The organism is Pseudoalteromonas sp. NGC95, assembly GCF_015864705.1.
Lineage (GTDB): Bacteria > Pseudomonadota > Gammaproteobacteria > Enterobacterales > Alteromonadaceae > Pseudoalteromonas > Pseudoalteromonas arctica.
The window spans coordinates 50,690-67,902 of record NZ_JADYWR010000007.1; the positions used below are offsets into that span (position 1 = coordinate 50,690).

Sequence of the window (17,213 nt, forward strand, 5' to 3'; positions counted from 1 at the left end):
CGCCTTAATTAATGCGTTGAGTATTTACTATGCTGTTTTCTGTGCCAAATGTATTGCCAATATAACCGTCAGCTTGGTGGTCGTTATCCCAAATGTCTCCATTTATTAAATAACGAAAGTGAAATTGTTGATCAATAGGTAAGCGTTGCTTAAATTTAAACACACCTTGTTTTTTATTAAGCTTCATTGGCACAGGTTGCCAATCATTAAATTCGCCTAGTAAGCAAACTTCTTCTGCCTCTGGATAAGAAAATTCAAAGGTTACTTCAGCTTCATCTTTTGTTTTAAAAAAACGTTTATTCAACATAGCAGGCTCCAACTAAACCAAAAAGGGTACTTAATCTTTGCCACAGGCCATACAACTAAACAAAAAGGCGATGTGGATTCCATTCAAAATCATTAAACACGTTGTAAGTTAACCAAAACTTTATTTACGCATTATTACAGTGCAACAATTCATTTTTTCTGCACTTAAAAAGTGCGGTTAGTATATAAACAATCTTTTTTAAAAAGCTCAGTAGTACAGAGCAATATTTGAACCAACTAAGCGTACATCACATATTATTTATTTAATCGAATTTAAAGTTAAATAATCCAAAAGTATTGCCTAAATTTATAAAATTCTTTTGTTCTGTACTTTCATCAGCGATAATACACAGCATCTTAATACTCTGAAATATCATAATTTTCATGTTGAAAAAAAGCATTTTAATAACTATAGCCATCATCTTTTTAATAATAGCCACACTTGTTGGTTCTTCAATCTATACCCTTTATAGTAAAAAAGAAATCTCAGTTGATCCTAAATTAAAAGAAATCTCAGGTATTGAATTTGATAAACAAAAACGTCTATGGGCTATTAACGACGGAGGCAACGAACCCAAGCTTTACCGCCTTAACAAAGATGGTTCTATCGCCAAAGAAATTTTGGTTGAAAACGCTAAAAACATTGATTGGGAAGACATGACCCAAAACAAATTTGGGCACTTTTTTTTAGGGGATTTTGGTAATAACAAAAATGATCGTAGATGGCTCACTATTTATAAAATAGAAAACCCTATAGATATAAAAACAAACACAACCCAAGCCGAAATAATCAAGTTTACCTACCCTGAAATGGATGGCAGTCCGATAAAACCTAATGACCGAAATTTTGATTTAGAAGCATTTGTAGCACTAGGTCGTCACTTATATTTATTTACTAAAAACCGCACAGAACCTTTCGATGGCATTACTAAAGTGTATAAAGTGGGCGATCATGCAGCAAATTTTGATGCTGAACTAATTGACTCTTTTAAAACGTGTACCACGCTTGAAAAACTATGCTGGATAACCTCTGCTGCGCTCAGCCCCGATCGTAAAAAATTAGTCTTACTTGATTCAACCAGTCTTTGGTTATTTGAAAACTTTGAAGGTGATAAGTTTTTCTCTGGTGATGTATCAAAAATAGACCTAGGGATTGTTACTCAAAAAGAAGCAGTCACCTTTTTTGATGACAACACGATTGTATTTACAGATGAAGAGTTTAAAGGCATAGGCGGTAATGCTTATTTTATAAAACTTGATAAAGCCAAAAAAGAAGTTATAAGAAAAAAACCTATTTCAGAAAAAACACTTCCATAGCATCTAGTTAGCTAAGCTGAAGCATTAAAGCTTAGCTAACTTATGTAAAAGGTAATGAGTTAATTACTCTTTTCATTTGACGAATGAAGTGCTTTTTCTACATCAACACCTAAAATCAACACTCCAATATGACTATTATTATCATCTAAAACAGGAAAACTTAGCTGAACTTGAAAATGATGTGTTGATGCATCATATGTGACGCTATCAAAGTTAAAATCTTTTGACTGTTTAAATGTTTTAGTAAACTTATTTTCATCTCCTTGCCAGTAGTCACTGGTTAGCTTACTAATAGCGATGTTTTTTCCTTGGTTATCAGTCAATATTAGCTCAGTAACAACACCTTTGAATTGAGATTGCCATTTTTTAAATACTTTAGATAACGGTAAATTAAGCATAGCTAATCCATCAGGGTGCTTTACTTGTTTACTTTCTTTTATCCATAGCTGGTCTAGTCTTTTAATTTCAGATTCACTTAAGGGAAACTCATTACTTATTTGAACTTGTTCTACTAAACTAGGTAAGTTTAGTAAGGTTTTAGCACTACTGGACAATCTATCAAGCATTTGCTTTTCTTCACTTTTTGATAGTGAAAATGGAACCTGCGCGCAAGTATTTATATTTTCATCAAACTGCTGCATAAATTTAGGGAAGCGTTTAATAAGTGAATGCGAAGCAAATAATCCCAAAGGTACATACCTAAAAAATTCTCTTTGATACTAGTCTTCATTAATGCCTAGCTTAGAGGCTGCTAATTCAAAATCGTCTAAATCAAGTAGAATTCTATCAATCCGCTTATGGTGCATAACATTTACTATTTCTTCTAATGAATTTACTCCTACCTCAGCAATAATATTCTGAGTTTTAAACCAATTAGCCTGGTAACTCCCTCTTACTGCACCATAACGCATTTTATTTTTTGGTTTATTAATCCTCTCTGGATGAGTAAACCAGTACCAGCTTTCTAAAAAGATGGGGGATGATATGCGCCCATAGGCCTTCATTTCAGGCATTAAGTGAGTTGTGAAATAACCATCTAAGCCGTCTAACTTTACTTCTCGACGTGCACGTAACCATGGCAAGGTTTGTAGCTGAAAAGGGGCTCCCATTTCAAATAAAATACACTCAACTTGGTTGACTGCATTATCAGGTGCAGTGGTGGGTAAGTTTGTTCCAAACTGAAGAGGCTCAGTTAAACCCAATAAGAGGGTAAAAAAATATGCAGGCATAATCCATTACTAAATAATGTACAAATTAAAATAAGTGTAGCCAAACAGATTAAAATTGCATTATTTGCTGTAATTATTAGGTAACAGCTCTAATTTCCTAGCTATGCAGCGCTTACACACTTAATAAACCGTTCTGTTAGCAGTGTTACTGTAGCTTTGTCTGTATAGTGCTGCTTAGCATTCTTCATAATATGCTTTGAGCAAACGTTTTTAGATTCTTCAAATTGAGAATTGCAGCTAGCAACAGTATTACCTAAAGCTTCCTGATAGGCTTTATCTGCGCACATAGTTAAAGCAAAATCTGTAGCGCCAGCAATTATTTCATTGATATTTACTGAGGATGTTTCGAGTTTAAAATAGATATCACTATACGTATTAACTTCTGTATTCTTCTTTGACGAAAAATGACTAGCTTTGGCAGTTAAATAATAGCCTATAAGTATGATTGATAATATCACTGTAAAAACCGTTTTCATAATTACCCTTAACACAATAATTAGTATTGCATTGTTTATAAAATAGTTCGATTTTTTACATAAGTACGAGGGAGGGAGACTCTCTACATCCATGTAAGTAGCAAATAAATCCTTGTTATGTAATTACTAAAAACGCAATTACCAACTATTCTTAATTTTAGCATGCAAGATAAATAAATCAAGAATTTATAAACTATTTACTACACGTTATTTAGTAATGTTTATAGTCATTTCTAATATATAAACAGTATTAAACAATTCAGGGCTTAAATGGCGATTAACGCTTAAATTTAGTTTCTAAAATAACAGAAGATGTTGTGCGCTCTACTCCATCCAGATTTCCTATATCGTCTAGTAAATGGCTAAGCTGCTCTAAATTTTGAGCCTGTACTACAGCAATTAAATCAAACTCACCACTTATGGCATAGAGCTGCGAAATTGCATCAATTTGCTTAAGCTCAATATTTGTTTTAGTTGTTAGTTTTTGTCTTACTTTTATGGACACATGAGCTGATACCATTTTACTGAGGTAGTCGTCACCATAATCAACGCTATAGCCTTTAATTACACCCGTTTCTTCTAGTTTGAGCATACGGCTTTGTACCGTTGAACGAGATAAGTCAAGCATGCGAGCAAGATCAGAAATACTCGCTCTAGCGTTTGTTTTTAGTACAGAAAGTAGCTTTTCATCTTGTGGAGTTATCATAATGGTTATTTTCTTCGTTATTTTGTCTTTTATTTTAATCATTTTTCACAAAATAGCACTGCAATTTTAATAGCTAACCTTCGATAATGACCTCTACAAGAAATAATAACGTGTTTGCTGAAGAATAAAGGCTATATTCTTCTTTGAGTTAGCAACTAATCTTTTATCTAAGCCCATTAAATTTAGGTGTAAAAATGCAAGTAACAAGAGACTTATTTAACGACGTAATGGTACCAAACTATAATCCATCAGCAATCATTCCAGTTCGTGGTGAAGGTTCACGCGTTTGGGATCAAAATGATAACGAGTTTATCGATTTTGCTGGTGGTATTGCCGTTAACTGTTTGGGTCACTGTCATCCTGCATTAGTTAAAGCATTAAAAGAGCAAGGCGAAAAAATTTGGCATTTATCGAATGTTATGACTAATGAGCCAGCACTTCGTTTAGCTCAAAAAATGGTTGAAGCAACATTTGCTGATAAAGTTTACTTTGCAAACTCAGGCGCAGAAGCAAACGAAGCAGCTCTTAAGCTAGCGCGTCGTTATGCACTGGACGTATATGGCGCTGAAAAGACTCAAATTATTGCATTTAATAAAGGTTTTCATGGTCGCACATTCTTTACAGTAACTGTGGGCGGGCAAGCTGCATATTCTGACGGCTTTGGTCCTAAACCTGCTGACATAGTACATTGTGATTTTAACGATATAGCAGCATTTGAAGCGCTGATCAGCGACAAAACATGTGCTGTTATGATGGAACCATTACAAGGTGAAGGCGGTATTATTTCACCAACAGATGAATTTGCTAAAAAAGTACGTGAACTTTGTACTAAACATAACGCGTTACTTATTTTTGATGAAGTACAAACGGGTGTTGGTCGCACAGGCGATTTATACGCTTATGAAGGTTTAGGCGTTGTTCCTGACATTTTAACAACGGCAAAAGCATTAGGCGGTGGTTTTCCAATTGGCGCTATGATCACTCGTACACCTATTGCTGAGCATTTAAAAATTGGTACTCACGGTTCTACTTATGGCGGAAACGCACTTGCTTGTGCTGTTGCTGAAGCGGCATTTGATACAGTAAATACACCAGACGTACTAAACGGTGTTAAAGAGCGCGAGCAATTATTCCGTGACGGATTAAACGCAATTAACGAAAAATACAACGTATTTAGCGAAGTACGTGGTAAAGGCTTATTAATTGGCGCAGTACTAAATGACAAATTTGAAGGACGTGCACGCGACTTTTTAGTAGCCAGTGCTAATAATGGTTTAATGAACCTTGTAGCGGGCATGAATGTAATTCGCTTTACACCATCTTTAGTTATCCCGTTTGAAGATATTAAAGAAGGCTTAGCGCGCTTTGAAAAAGCCGTTAGCGATGTAGTAAACGGTTAATATAGTTTAAATTAGCACGCCTACAGGCGTGCTATTGGAGCAAGCAATAAATGCAAGTATTACGTCCTATTACTGCCAATGATTTTGACGCGCTTAAACAAATAGCGATTGAGTCCGGTCATGGGTTTACCTCTTTACCTGTGGACGATGCACAGCTTAAAGAAAAAATTGAACGTGCTGAAAAAAGCTTTGCCAAAAACATTAACCAGCCACTTGATGAAAGCTATTTATTTGTTTTAGAGGACAGTGAAACAGGTGACGTTATTGGCACAACCGCTATAGAAGCTGCGGTGGGTTTATCGGTGCCTTTATATCATTATCATTTAGGTAAAACAGTACACCACTCGCCTACTTTAAATGTATATAACACCGTTGATATTTTAAGCATGTGTAACGACTACACTGGTTGCTCAGAAATATGCACATTATTTTTGCGCGAAAATAGCCGTAAAGGTTTAACAGGTCGATTTTTATCACGTTCACGCTTTTTGTTTATGGCTCAGCATAGCGAGCGTTTTGCCGATACTGTTATCGCAGAAATGCGTGGTGTTAGCGACGAAGACGGTCATTCTCCTTTTTGGCAATGGCTGCAAGAGCACTTTTTTAGTATCGAATTTCCAGAAGCGGATCACTTAGTTGGCTTAGGCGATAAGGTATTTATTAGCGAGTTAATGCCTAAATACCCTATTTATGTGAACTTGCTTAGCAAAAAGGCCCAAGCAGTTATTGGGCATGTGCATGAAAAAACAAAACCTGCGCTAAAATTATTAGAAAAAGAAGGTTTTGAGCACAGAGGCTACGTTGACTTATTTGACGCAGGTCCAACGGTTGAAGCAAAGCTTGGTAATATTCGCAGCATTCGCGACTCTCAAGTTTGCCCTATTACTATTGGTGAGCTTGATCACATATCACAAAATAGCTCTGATACGCTGGCTGTATGTAATCAAGGCGTAAGTGGCTTTAGAGCAACATTTACCAAAGACGCACATTACAATCATGCAAAACATACTCTCGTCATTAGCCAAGATGTGGCTAAAGCACTTAATTTAAGTCAAGGAGATGCAGCGCGATTTTTCCGCCTGTAAATTATTTATGAATACACACCTAATTAATAACCAGTGGCATGCAGGGCAAGGTCCAGCATTTGAGTCAATCAATCCAAGTAATGGCGATGTGGTATGGCAAGGTAATGGCGCAAACGCCCAGCAAGTAGATTCAGCTATAAAAGCAGCCAGAGCAGCACAGGTACAATGGGCAGATAAGCCGCTTGAAGAGCGTATAGCCATTCTTGAAAACTTCGCAGCTCAATTAAAAGAACACAGTGAAGAATTTGCGACCATAATTGCACGCGAAACAGGTAAGCCATTATGGGAAACCCGTACCGAAGTGGGCGCAATGACAGGCAAAGTAGCTATTTCAGTTAAAGCGTACCATGAACGTACCGGTACAACCGAAAACCCAATGCCAGGTGCAAAAGCGTTTATTAGACACAAACCGCATGGCGTTGTGGCTATTTTTGGCCCGTATAACTTTCCGGGGCATTTACCAAACGGGCATATTGTTCCTGCAATTTTAGCAGGCAACACCGTAGTATTTAAGCCATCAGAACTAACACCGCACGTTGCAGAATTCACCCTCTCACTTTGGTTAAAAGCGGGCTTACCAGCGGGTGTTATTAACCTTGTCCAAGGTGAAATTGAAACAGGCAAAGCGCTTGCTTCTCATAAAGATATAGATGGATTGTTTTTTACTGGTAGCTCAAACACAGGTCACTTACTACATAAGCAATTTGCAGGGCACCCTGGCAAAATTTTAGCACTTGAAATGGGCGGTAATAATCCTCTTATCGTAAAAGACGTGAGTGATGTAAGCGCTGTTGTGCACGATATTATTCAATCAGGCTTTATTACCTCAGGTCAGCGCTGTACGTGTGCACGCCGCTTATTTATTGAAAAATCGCTCAATGGCGATGCTATTTTAGAAAAGCTAATAAGCGCGACTAAAAACATAGTTGTAGACGACAGTTTTGCTACAGAGCAGCCTTTTATGGGTGCAATGATAAGCGAAAAAGCAGCACTGGGTATGGTCGCTGCGCAAAGTGAATTAGTGTCAAAAGGCGCGCAAATCCTTGTTGAACTTAAGCAATTAAAATCAGGCACCGGTTTTGTAAGCCCAGGCATTATTGATGTAACAAACATTACCGACATGCCAGATGAAGAGCATTTTGGACCGCTTATTAAAGTGTATCGTTACAACGACTTTGACAACGCAATTATTGAAGCTAACAACACAAGCTTTGGCTTATCTGCAGGTTTACTTAGCGACAGTGAAGATGATTACACTCACTTTTTAAAGCGCATCCGTGCAGGTATTGTTAACTGGAACCGCCCTATTACGGGTGCCTCAAGTGCAGCTCCATTTGGCGGTATTGGCGCCAGTGGTAATCACAGAGCAAGTGCCTATTACGCCGCTGATTATTGTGCATACCCTGTAGCATCTGTTGAGTCAGACAAAGTGAGCTTACCGCAAACCCTAGCGCCAGGCTTGGTAATTGAATAAGCAATAAAACCAAAACTTTAGATTTAAGGATTTAACATGCATACTGATGTAAACACATTATTTGAGAGCCTTTGGAAAAACTACTTAAACGTAACACCATCGGCAGACAAAATTCATGACCTTTTAGGGTCAACGCAAAAAGATGACATTATTAACGATCATATTGCGCTGCGTACGTTTAATATTGAAAAAGTGGGTCTTGAAAAGCTCGCTGCTCACTTTTTAGCTATTGGTTACAAAGAATGTGGTGAGTACCATTTTGAAGCTAAAAAACTCTATGCAAAGCACTACGAGCATAGCGATCCTAACCAGCCAAAAGTGTTTATTTCTGAGCTATTAGTTGAAAAATGCTCGCCTGAGTTACAAGCCATCGTAACCGACATGGTTGACAAAATTGATGAAAGCGCAGTAACAGCTGATAACTTTTTGTATTCAGGCACGCATTGGCAAATAAGCACCGATACTTATAAGCAGCTGCTAGCTGAAAGCGAATATGCAGCGTGGATGTCGGCGTGGGGCTACCGCGCCAATCACTTTACCGTAAATATTAATACGCTTGCTAAGTTTGATAACATTCATGATGTTAACCAAGCCCTAAAAGACGCTGGCTTTTCGCTTAATACGTCAGGCGGCGAAGTTAAAGGCTCACCAGAGGTGTTACTAGAGCAATCGTCAACACTTGCTGATGAATACTCTGTTACCTTTAGTGACGGTGATATGAGCATCCCTAGCTGTTTTTATGAGTTTGCTATTCGTTACCCTAAAGCCGACGGTGAGCTTTATACTGGTTTTGTTGCAGCCTCAGCTGACAAAATATTTGAAAGCACCAATGCTCGATAGCAAAACCTAAAGTACTTTATTTAGAAAGCCCGTTATGGGCTTTTTTTATGTCGGTAGGTTATGTTGATTAATTATAAAAATAACGGTTTATAATCGTTTTCTAACTTTTCAAACGATAAATCGCCAATAAAGCGGCCAAAGCTCAACCAAGTTGCCAAACCGCGTAAGTCTTTAAAGTGTGGAGGCACAAATTGTGGGCTCTCTATTACACCTAAATCATGAAGCTGCGATATTAATCTAAAGTCATCTATTGATATTTTACCTACCAGTAATAAAGGGAGTCTATCGATTCGACCCAGCTGTATTGCAACGCGTATTAAGTTATAAACTAGTACAAAGCCTTTAATGTAAGCAATATCTTTTGTAAAAGGCAAACCTGTTGGCGTACTGCCTCTAAATACACGCTGCGCGAGTGTGTAACTGTCATCTTTTGATAAACCTTGCGCTACGTAATCACGGTAAATGTCTACAAACTCAGCGCCATCTATTACCTTTGTAACAGCTTGAATACGATTCACTAATTTAGATAAACGCCTTGGAGTCGATTTTAAAGTAATAATTTCGGTAAGTACCGCTAAGCCTTCTTGGGTAATAGTCGAGCTAGGCGTACCTTTACTCAAACATGTTAAATACGGCTGTGCTAAACCATTTTGAGTGGTACCTACGTGTATCCACCCTTCGTGAACTTCCAATATATCAAGTTCACGCTGAGAAAACTTAACATCTTGATTAAGCTTTATATTATTAGCACCTGCGGCTGCATCACTGACAATACCATCGCTAAGCATTACCTCTACATTTATGCCTGCCATACTGGCATTTACTTGCTCAGACAAAATACGCACAGCATCAACAGCATCAATATTTTTAGGGTCGTCAGGCAGTATGTCGGCTATAAGTAAATTTTGCAGCGGTTTATCTAGCATATTAGCTAGCTCAGAAAGTGAGGGCTCACCAGCATGGAATAAGTCTTTAGGGTGTCCAAATAACTCCACTGATAAGTCATGAAACTCTGGTGTGCCACGATACTCAAGCATACTTAATACCGTTTTATACTCGGTGCACATTTTTCCCATGTATTGAGCTATGGGATTTAACTGTCCCAATTGGTTAATAATGTTACGGTGCAAAGTAGAAAACGCTTGGCGCAGCTCGCTAGGTACAAAACCAAGGTCGCGCTGTTGATAATATGCACGATCGATGAGTGGGTTTTTTTGACATTTCTGTCTAAAAAACTCCTCTTTAGTTTGTTTATCCCAATTAATAGCATCGAGTATCCTAATTGGAGTTTGCAATGCAATTAATTGATCCGATAACTCACGAGTTTTTAGTAGTAACGCCTTGTCTATCATGCTCTAAGCTCAACAATAAATGAGTTTTGAGCATAATTTAAAAAAGCGAAATTACAAAGCAATATCACACTTTTTTAGCTATTGTTTTTAAGATGATCGACCCTCATATCTGTATCGTATGAGTTACTAAACGAAGGGCATAAAACATGAAAAACGAAATCGACAACAAACAGATTTTAGCCGTATATGAACGTATAATTCAAAAAGGTGAAATGACTGATGAAGGCAAGCATTATCAAGGCGTTACGGCTTATTCAGACGTAGATGGCTACACAGTATACCTACAAGGTAGCGGCGTTGAACTGCGCTTTGGTTTTCATAATACTTACCACCTTGACTACGAACATGAAAAGCATAAAGACGACTTTTTGAAAAAATTATATAACATTGCAAACGAGAGCTAATGCAACCACGAAAACGCAGACACCGCCCTACCAGTAAGCTCAATACTACTTTTATAAACCAAGTAGTAGAAGAGCTTAGAGCTGATCCAAGCAAAGTCTCAATTATTCAAGAAAATTTAGAACAGTACCGTGCTCAAACTCATTTAAAGCGTGGTTTTTTACTGGCTATAGAGCGCTTTGATTGGGTTTTTGAAGCAAGCAAAGATATAGACTTTATTTGCCAGCAAATTTTAGCTGATGACTATATTGGCAATAGACTAAGACGTTACCCCCTACTTTTTAAAGGCGTTATTAATAATGCCTGACCTTTCAAAACCAAGCCCTTTAAAACGATAAAACCACAAAGTTTACTCTCTATATAAATTTATTAGAGCACTAAGCAATTGCAGGTTTAGTGCGCTTTTGTATTAAATTAATACTATTAGTACTCTAACTATTACTGCACTAATGATTATTGATCATTTTATTCATTTATTGCTGTAAACAAATCATTACTATTATTTAATTTCAAAATAAAATTCACAAGCCTTTGTTTTAAATAAAATAAAACAAAATAAAACCTTATCTTCTTTATCGCATTAGTTGCGCTTTTATTAATGATTAATCTACATTTTGGCATCTAGATATTTACTTCAGCCTTGAATTGTTAGAGCTATTACCTTAAGCTTATGTTTATTGAACGTTCAATTAATAAAAATTATGCCTAAAGTCGGAATGGAACCTGTCAGACGTCAGCAGCTAATTGACGCGACTATAGAGTCAGTTGCAACTAATGGACTACAAGGCACAACTATAAACAGCATTAGTAAAAATGCCGGTTTATCGTCAGGCATTATTAGTCATTATTTTGATGGTAAGCAGGGGTTAATTGAAGCCACTGTTAGATACTTACTAACAAGCTTAAAACAAGGCTTGATAAGTAAAGTAAATAACCAAACGAATGCCATTGAACGTTTAATGATTATTATCGAAGCCAACTTTGCGCTTGTACAACAGCGTAATGATACAACCCGAACGTGGTTAAGTTTTTGGGCGCAATCGATGCATGATGAAGAATTACACAGACTACAAAACGTAAACAGTAAACGCTTGCAAAGTAATTTAGCATTTTCTTTTAAGCAATTAATGCCTATTGAGCAAGCAAAGCAAGCTGCAGAACTTAGCGCCGCAATGATCGATGGCCTATGGTTAAGAGCAGTACTGAGTAAATCAGACAATAATCAGTTTAAACACAGTGAAAAGTTAGCAAAAAGCTACGTACTTTCACTTATCAAGCAATATGGAGCCTAGCGTGACTACACCTGTCTATCAAAATTTTATTAACGGCCATTTTCTTGCAAACCAGAACGGCAAAACATTTGATGTAACAAACCCAGCAACGGGCGAGGTTATTTACGCAGTAGAAATTGCCGACGAATTTATTCAAAACGCAGCCATTGCCAGTGCAAAGCAAGGTTTTGCTCAGTGGTCAGCAATGACACCCATTGAACGTAGTCGCATTTTATTAAAAGCAGTGGCTATTTTACGCGAGCGCAACGATGAGCTGGCACTTGTAGAAGTACTCGACACCGGTAAACCAATGCAAGAAGCAAATTGTGTTGATATTGAAACCGGCGCTGATGTAATTGAATACTTTGCAGGCCTCGCGCCAGCACAAGTAGGCCAACAACAAATGGTTGGTGATGACTTTTACTACACACGTAAAGAGCCATTAGGTATTTGTGCGGGTATTGGTGCATGGAACTACCCACTACAAATTGCATGTTGGAAGTCGGGCCCTGCCCTTGCAGCTGGTAATGCATTTATATTTAAACCATCAGAAGAAACACCACTGGGCGCACTTAAACTTGCAGAAGTATTTGTTGAAGCTGGCGTACCTGCAGGTGTGTTTAATGTTGTTCAAGGCGCGGGCGATGTAGGCCAGTGGCTAACACAGCATAGCGATATTGATAAAGTATCGTTTACGGGTGAAGTAGGCACAGGTAAAAAAGTAGTGGCAAGTGCTGCCGGTACTTTAAAAGATGTCACGATGGAACTTGGTGGTAAATCTCCATTATTAGTATTTGATGATGCCAACATTGAGCAAGCAGTTAGCGCTGCTATGTTAGGTAACTTTTATACGCAAGGCGAAATTTGTACTAACTGTACACGTATTTACGTTCATAAAAATGTATATCAGCAGTTTATTGATGAGCTTAAAGCGCGCACTGAGAAAAACATTATTGCTGGCGACCCACAAGATTTAAATACTAACTTTGGCGCACTTATTTCTAAAAAGCACCAAGAACTAGTAATGAGCTACGTTAATAAAGGTATTGAAGAAGGTGCAACGCTATTAACCGGTGGTACAACGCTTTCACCTAAATCTGCACCTAATGGCTATTTTGTAGCACCGACTGTGTTTATTGATTGTAATGACGATATGACTATCGTTAAAGAAGAAATATTTGGCCCTGTAATGAGCGTGCTTGTTTTTGACGACGAAGACGATGTTATTGCACGCGCTAACGGGACTCACCTAGGCTTAGCTGCAGGCGTATTTACTAGCGATATTAAACGTGCGCACCGCGTGATTCATAAGTTACAAGCCGGTATTTGTTGGATTAATGCATACGGTAACTCACCTGCTGAAATGCCAGTTGGCGGTTATAAGCAATCGGGTATTGGCCGTGAAAATGGTATACAAACTCTTGATCAATACACGCAAACTAAGTCTATTTATGTTGGTATGGCCGACATAGAAAGCCCATTTTAAGGCGCCTTACTATGAGTAATCATTACGACTATATTATTGTTGGCGCGGGTTCGGCGGGTTGTGTTTTAGCAAACCGTTTATCTGAAGATTCAAGCAACCGCGTATTGCTACTTGAAACTGGCGGTAGCGATAAAAGTATTTTTATAAAAATGCCAACCGCGTTATCTATTCCTATGAATAGTGACAAATACGCATGGCAGTTTCATACGCAGCCTGAGCCTCATTTAGATAACCGTGAGATGCATTGTCCTCGAGGCAAAGTATTAGGCGGCTCGTCATCTATTAATGGCATGGTATATGTACGTGGCCACGCAAAAGATTTTGACGAATGGCAGCAACACGGTGCAAACGGCTGGGATTACCAATCGTGTTTACCGTATTTTCAAAAAGCAGAAAGCTTTTACCTTGGTGAAAATACTTACCGTGGTGGCAAAGGCCCGCTTGGCGTTAATAACGGCAACGAAATGAAAAACCCGCTTTACCGCACCTTTATCAAAGCAGGTGTACAAGCCGGTTATGCTTCTACAGATGATTATAATGCGTCGCAGCAAGAGGGTTTTGGCCCAATGCATATGACCGTAAAAGACGGCGTGCGCAGCTCTGCTTCTCGTGAGTATTTAGACCCTGTTAAATCGCGTAGTAATTTAACAATTATTACAGGTGCACTAGCACAACGCGTGATTTTAGATGGTAAAAAAGCCACTGGCATTGAATATAAAGTAAATGGCAACGTTAAAATTGCACATGCTGTAAAAGACGTTGTACTAAGTGCAGGGCCAATTGGCTCTCCACATATTTTACAACTCTCTGGTATTGGTGATACTCAAGTGCTTGAAAAAGCAGGCGTTGAAGTACAGCATCATTTACCAGGTGTTGGTCAAAACTTACAAGATCATCTTGAGTTTTACTTTCAATACAAGTGTAAGCAACCTATCACACTTAACGGCAAGCTAGGCATTGTTTCAAAAGGGTTGATTGGCGCGCGCTGGTTATTAACGCGTTCGGGTTTAGGTGCAACGAATCATTTTGAATCGTGTGCGTTTATTCGCTCAAAGCCCGGTGTTGAATGGCCAGATATTCAGTATCACTTTTTACCAGCGGCTATGCGTTACGATGGTAGAAGTGCATTTGCAGGTCATGGTTTTCAGGTACATGTTGGTCATAACAAACCAAAAAGTCGCGGTAGTGTCACTATTGCTTCTGCGAATCCTGAGCAACCACCAACCATTTTATTTAATTACCTTGAACACCAAGACGATATTGAAGGCTTTAGAGCGTGCGTTCGCTTAACACGCGACATAATCGAACAAAGTGCCTTTGATGAATACCGCGATGAAGAAATTCAACCTGGTAAACATATTCAAACAGATGAAGAAATAGATGCCTTTGTACGCCAAGCCGTAGAAAGTGCCTACCACCCTTCTTGCTCATGCAAAATGGGTGAAGATGATATGGCCGTTGTTAACTCAAATACGCAAGTACATGGTATTGAAGGACTACGTGTTGTTGACTCATCTATATTCCCAACTGTTCCTAACGGAAACTTGAATGCGCCTACTATTATGGTTGCCGAAAAAGCAGCTGACATAATTTTAGGTAAAGACCCATTACAGAAATCGGATGTGAATGTTGCCATAACAACAAACTGGCAAGAAACACAACGTAGTACGGAGATCTAACTTTAGCCACATGCTTAGGTTTAGTCTCGTCGGGCTAAACCAATGCGTGCCTTGCAGTGGCACACGATGTAAATAGGTTACGTTGTGTTAATGCGAGAATAAAACAATAAAATACGGAGTGCTTATGAATTATTTTTATTCATTACTGGAGGGTAACAATGACTATTTGGCTTAATGCAGGGATCATTTTTACCTTACTTGCCATTATCACTATTTTAATTAAATGGGGTAATGTTCGCGTAGTAGGTGTAACACCAGTTCGAACCTTTACGTTTATAGCAATACTATTTACTTCTGGCCTAGATGTTGGCCTTATCATGTTTCCTTTAACTGAGTTTGCAGGTTATGCAGACATAAAAGCAAGCCCAGAATACGCGTTTGCAAATCCACTGGCTATTGAGTTTGGCTACTGGGGATTTTTGATCTGGGGATTTTACTTTCTTACGTGCTTTTATTTCTGTGTAATAGAACCTAAAGTGAAATTTTTCGAAATTCCTTGGGTTAAATTTATCAATAACGTTGTAATTATTGGTACATGTGCATTTACCGCTTATTTGCTGCTTACAAACCTACCGTGGTATTTACCCGAATTAGGTGATGGAACAAGTATAGTTTCTGAGTTTTACTTAATTGTGTTTGCGGCTATCTGTTTTGCTGTGTACTCAAGTACTGATATTAAATATGTACGTATTTTAAGTATTTCTACTACCTGGTTATTTTTAGCTTTAATCGCCTTTATGTGGGCTGGCGCATTTGTGATTGGTGATAGTCAAATGTCAGCATTTACAGATAACTTAGGCTCTATTGGTACTTACTTTGCGAACATTAATGAATTTGTTTTACCGCTTAATGATTACCATGAGTTCTACTTATTCTGGTGGTTTGCGTGGAGCATAATGATTGGTCAATTTACATCACGCTTTGTTGGTGGACTTAAAACATACCAAGTATTAGGTGCTATGTTGATTTTCCCTTCTATTCCTATTGCGATTTGGTTTAGCGTACTTTATCACTACCATGAATCGGGCATTCCAACTCAAGGCATTAAAAACTTTGCAATGGTATTTGTAGGTATTGTATTTGTAATTAACTCACTCGATTCGTTAGTGCGTTTATATACAGATAACCTAAACTTTACCGTAAAGCGTTTTGGCAAAATGAAATACATGATCGGAAATGTTGTCGCTTTATCGTTACTTACACTATTGTTTAAATTAGAATTTTTACAAATTCAGTGGGTAGGCGCATTGGTTATTGGATTGTTCTTTATCTGTGCTGGTTTTATCGGATACAGCAAGTTTAAAACAGTTACAAACATAGACAGCTCACCAAAAGCAAACGAAATTGATTACACAAAAATAGACACAGTACACTAGGGATTAATAATGAATAACAAACTAAAACAACTTGTAGTAGCACTACCATTTGCACTTTTATCAACAACCGCAGCTGCTGATTGGTCAACAACAATCACTGCAGCGTCTGACTACACTTTTAATGGTGTAACACAAACAGATAGCGATCCTGCAATTCAAGGCAGCTTAGACTATGCCTTTGATAGCGGTGTTTACGCCGGTGTTTGGGCTTCAAACGTAGATTTTGGTGACGACACTGATTTTGAACTTGATGCTTACGTAGGTAAATATGTACAACTTGATGAGCAATTTAGCGTTGATTACGGTATTGCTTATTACACTTATCAAGGTAATAACAGCGATGGTAACTACGCTGAAGCTTACACTAAATTTGGTTATGCAAGTGAATACGGCCAAACTGAGCTTAACTTTTGGTACAGCTGGGATTACTTTGGTTACGATACAGGCCACGTTATTTCGATGATCGCTCACACTTATGAGCTAGCTCCTAATCATGCACTACGTGCAAGCTTTGATATTTCAAACTCACTTGATGGTGATAAGTTTGAGTGGGATCAAGCTAAGGGAGACAAATCGTATTATCACTACCGTCTAGCATATCAAACAAGCTACGAAGGTTTTGGTATTGAAGTAGCTGCTGAAAACACAAGCTTAGATTACGATTATGCTGATGAGCGTATTGTACTTGCTGTTTCACGCACATTTGATCTTTAATACAATAATTACTGATTAAACAAAAAATGCCACTCTACTTAGAGTGGCATTTTTATTTGTAAACTAACTAACTAACTAACTAACTAACTAACTAACTAAC

General features: G+C 38.1%; 18 protein-coding genes. 12 read left to right on the forward strand and 6 right to left on the reverse strand.

What is annotated here, in order from left to right:
- Window positions 1-4: 4 nt before the first annotated feature.
- Window positions 5-307 (reverse strand): isoamylase early set domain-containing protein, encoded by a 303-nt coding sequence (locus tag I6E70_RS08245; protein ID WP_197188495.1) that lies wholly within the window; start codon window positions 305-307, stop codon window positions 5-7.
- 383 nt (window positions 308-690) lie between these two features.
- On the opposite strand from I6E70_RS08245, the gene I6E70_RS08250 reads away from it, so the two are divergent.
- Entirely contained in the window at window positions 691-1,623 is a 933-nt protein-coding gene (locus I6E70_RS08250; protein WP_007580756.1) for a hypothetical protein, read from the forward strand.
- Window positions 1,624-1,682: 59 nt separating this feature from the next.
- Here I6E70_RS08250 and I6E70_RS20645 read toward each other — a convergent pair whose 3' ends face one another.
- From I6E70_RS20645 to I6E70_RS08265, 4 genes are all read right to left on the reverse strand, one after another.
- Window positions 1,683-2,312 (reverse strand): cache domain-containing protein, encoded by a 630-nt coding sequence (locus I6E70_RS20645; protein WP_231620083.1) that lies wholly within the window; start codon window positions 2,310-2,312, stop codon window positions 1,683-1,685.
- Window positions 2,313-2,342: 30 nt separating this feature from the next.
- Complete coding sequence (locus tag I6E70_RS20650) at window positions 2,343-2,852, reverse strand: hypothetical protein (RefSeq protein ID WP_231620084.1); 510 nt, start codon at window positions 2,850-2,852, stop codon at window positions 2,343-2,345.
- A 101-nt stretch (window positions 2,853-2,953) separates the two neighbouring features.
- Entirely contained in the window at window positions 2,954-3,328 is a 375-nt protein-coding gene (locus I6E70_RS08260) for a hypothetical protein (RefSeq protein ID WP_121954573.1), read from the reverse strand.
- Window positions 3,329-3,605: 277 nt separating this feature from the next.
- Window positions 3,606-4,034, reverse strand: a complete 429-nt coding sequence (locus I6E70_RS08265) for an Lrp/AsnC family transcriptional regulator (RefSeq protein WP_002958609.1) — start codon at window positions 4,032-4,034, stop codon at window positions 3,606-3,608.
- 194 nt (window positions 4,035-4,228) lie between these two features.
- On the opposite strand from I6E70_RS08265, the gene I6E70_RS08270 reads away from it, so the two are divergent.
- From I6E70_RS08270 to I6E70_RS08285, 4 genes are read left to right on the forward strand one after another with little or no spacing between them, the layout of a single operon-like run.
- A complete protein-coding gene (locus tag I6E70_RS08270; protein ID WP_007580760.1) occupies window positions 4,229-5,434 on the forward strand; it encodes an aspartate aminotransferase family protein in 1,206 nt (401 codons plus the stop codon).
- A gap of 50 nt (window positions 5,435-5,484) precedes the next feature.
- The gene (gene astA / locus I6E70_RS08275) at window positions 5,485-6,519 is read left to right on the forward strand and encodes an arginine N-succinyltransferase (RefSeq protein WP_007580762.1); all 1,035 of its coding nucleotides are present in this window, start codon (window positions 5,485-5,487) and stop codon (window positions 6,517-6,519) included.
- A gap of 7 nt (window positions 6,520-6,526) precedes the next feature.
- Window positions 6,527-7,993 (forward strand): succinylglutamate-semialdehyde dehydrogenase, encoded by a 1,467-nt coding sequence (astD, locus tag I6E70_RS08280; RefSeq protein WP_197188496.1) that lies wholly within the window; start codon window positions 6,527-6,529, stop codon window positions 7,991-7,993.
- 36 nt (window positions 7,994-8,029) lie between these two features.
- Window positions 8,030-8,833: a DUF1338 domain-containing protein gene (locus I6E70_RS08285; protein WP_197188497.1), complete on the forward strand. Its 804-nt coding sequence runs from the start codon at window positions 8,030-8,032 to the stop codon at window positions 8,831-8,833.
- Window positions 8,834-8,904: 71 nt separating this feature from the next.
- On the opposite strand, the gene I6E70_RS08290 is transcribed toward I6E70_RS08285, so the two are convergent.
- Complete coding sequence (locus I6E70_RS08290; RefSeq protein WP_008169642.1) at window positions 8,905-10,185, reverse strand: flavohemoglobin expression-modulating QEGLA motif protein; 1,281 nt, start codon at window positions 10,183-10,185, stop codon at window positions 8,905-8,907.
- A gap of 146 nt (window positions 10,186-10,331) precedes the next feature.
- Here I6E70_RS08290 and I6E70_RS08295 point away from each other — a divergent pair, with 146 nt between their 5' ends.
- The 7 genes from I6E70_RS08295 to I6E70_RS08325 all read left to right on the forward strand — a co-directional run bounded on the left by I6E70_RS08295 (window position 10,332) and on the right by I6E70_RS08325 (window position 17,113).
- Window positions 10,332-10,589: a DUF3081 domain-containing protein gene (locus I6E70_RS08295; protein ID WP_002958616.1), complete on the forward strand. Its 258-nt coding sequence runs from the start codon at window positions 10,332-10,334 to the stop codon at window positions 10,587-10,589.
- Entirely contained in the window at window positions 10,589-10,894 is a 306-nt protein-coding gene (locus tag I6E70_RS08300) for a hypothetical protein (protein WP_007580773.1), read from the forward strand. Before I6E70_RS08295 ends, I6E70_RS08300 begins: the two co-directional genes overlap by 1 nt.
- 409 nt (window positions 10,895-11,303) lie before the next feature.
- Complete coding sequence (gene betI, locus I6E70_RS08305; protein WP_197188550.1) at window positions 11,304-11,879, forward strand: transcriptional regulator BetI; 576 nt, start codon at window positions 11,304-11,306, stop codon at window positions 11,877-11,879.
- A gap of 1 nt (window position 11,880) precedes the next feature.
- Window positions 11,881-13,344 (forward strand): betaine-aldehyde dehydrogenase, encoded by a 1,464-nt coding sequence (gene betB, locus I6E70_RS08310; protein WP_024591762.1) that lies wholly within the window; start codon window positions 11,881-11,883, stop codon window positions 13,342-13,344.
- A gap of 11 nt (window positions 13,345-13,355) precedes the next feature.
- Window positions 13,356-15,023 carry a choline dehydrogenase gene (gene betA / locus I6E70_RS08315; RefSeq protein ID WP_197188498.1) on the forward strand — a complete coding sequence of 556 codons (1,668 nt, stop codon included), beginning with the start codon at window positions 13,356-13,358 and terminating at the stop codon, window positions 15,021-15,023.
- Window positions 15,024-15,181: 158 nt separating this feature from the next.
- Window positions 15,182-16,399 carry a BCCT family transporter gene (locus I6E70_RS08320; protein ID WP_197188499.1) on the forward strand — a complete coding sequence of 406 codons (1,218 nt, stop codon included), beginning with the start codon at window positions 15,182-15,184 and terminating at the stop codon, window positions 16,397-16,399.
- A gap of 9 nt (window positions 16,400-16,408) precedes the next feature.
- Window positions 16,409-17,113, forward strand: coding sequence for a TorF family putative porin (locus I6E70_RS08325; protein WP_154902876.1), 705 nt, complete (start codon window positions 16,409-16,411; stop codon window positions 17,111-17,113).
- Window positions 17,114-17,213 lie beyond the last annotated feature (100 nt).

What these genes read in the sequence shown, in the direction of transcription:
- I6E70_RS08245 (WP_197188495.1), bottom strand. Translation starts at nt 307, where the DNA reads ATGTTGAATAAACGTTTTTTTAAAACAAAAGATGAAGCTGAAGTAACC.
- I6E70_RS08250 (WP_007580756.1), top strand. Translation starts at nt 691, where the DNA reads ATGTTGAAAAAAAGCATTTTAATAACTATAGCCATCATCTTTTTAATA.
- I6E70_RS20650 (WP_231620084.1), bottom strand. Translation starts at nt 2,852, where the DNA reads ATGCCTGCATATTTTTTTACCCTCTTATTGGGTTTAACTGAGCCTCTT.
- I6E70_RS08260 (WP_121954573.1), bottom strand. Translation starts at nt 3,328, where the DNA reads ATGAAAACGGTTTTTACAGTGATATTATCAATCATACTTATAGGCTAT.
- I6E70_RS08265 (WP_002958609.1), bottom strand. Translation starts at nt 4,034, where the DNA reads ATGATAACTCCACAAGATGAAAAGCTACTTTCTGTACTAAAAACAAAC.
- I6E70_RS08270 (WP_007580760.1), top strand. Translation starts at nt 4,229, where the DNA reads ATGCAAGTAACAAGAGACTTATTTAACGACGTAATGGTACCAAACTAT.
- astA (WP_007580762.1), top strand. Translation starts at nt 5,485, where the DNA reads ATGCAAGTATTACGTCCTATTACTGCCAATGATTTTGACGCGCTTAAA.
- astD (WP_197188496.1), top strand. Translation starts at nt 6,527, where the DNA reads ATGAATACACACCTAATTAATAACCAGTGGCATGCAGGGCAAGGTCCA.
- I6E70_RS08285 (WP_197188497.1), top strand. Translation starts at nt 8,030, where the DNA reads ATGCATACTGATGTAAACACATTATTTGAGAGCCTTTGGAAAAACTAC.
- I6E70_RS08290 (WP_008169642.1), bottom strand. Translation starts at nt 10,185, where the DNA reads ATGATAGACAAGGCGTTACTACTAAAAACTCGTGAGTTATCGGATCAA.
- I6E70_RS08295 (WP_002958616.1), top strand. Translation starts at nt 10,332, where the DNA reads ATGAAAAACGAAATCGACAACAAACAGATTTTAGCCGTATATGAACGT.
- I6E70_RS08300 (WP_007580773.1), top strand. Translation starts at nt 10,589, where the DNA reads ATGCAACCACGAAAACGCAGACACCGCCCTACCAGTAAGCTCAATACT.
- betI (WP_197188550.1), top strand. Translation starts at nt 11,304, where the DNA reads ATGGAACCTGTCAGACGTCAGCAGCTAATTGACGCGACTATAGAGTCA.
- betA (WP_197188498.1), top strand. Translation starts at nt 13,356, where the DNA reads ATGAGTAATCATTACGACTATATTATTGTTGGCGCGGGTTCGGCGGGT.
- I6E70_RS08320 (WP_197188499.1), top strand. Translation starts at nt 15,182, where the DNA reads ATGACTATTTGGCTTAATGCAGGGATCATTTTTACCTTACTTGCCATT.
- I6E70_RS08325 (WP_154902876.1), top strand. Translation starts at nt 16,409, where the DNA reads ATGAATAACAAACTAAAACAACTTGTAGTAGCACTACCATTTGCACTT.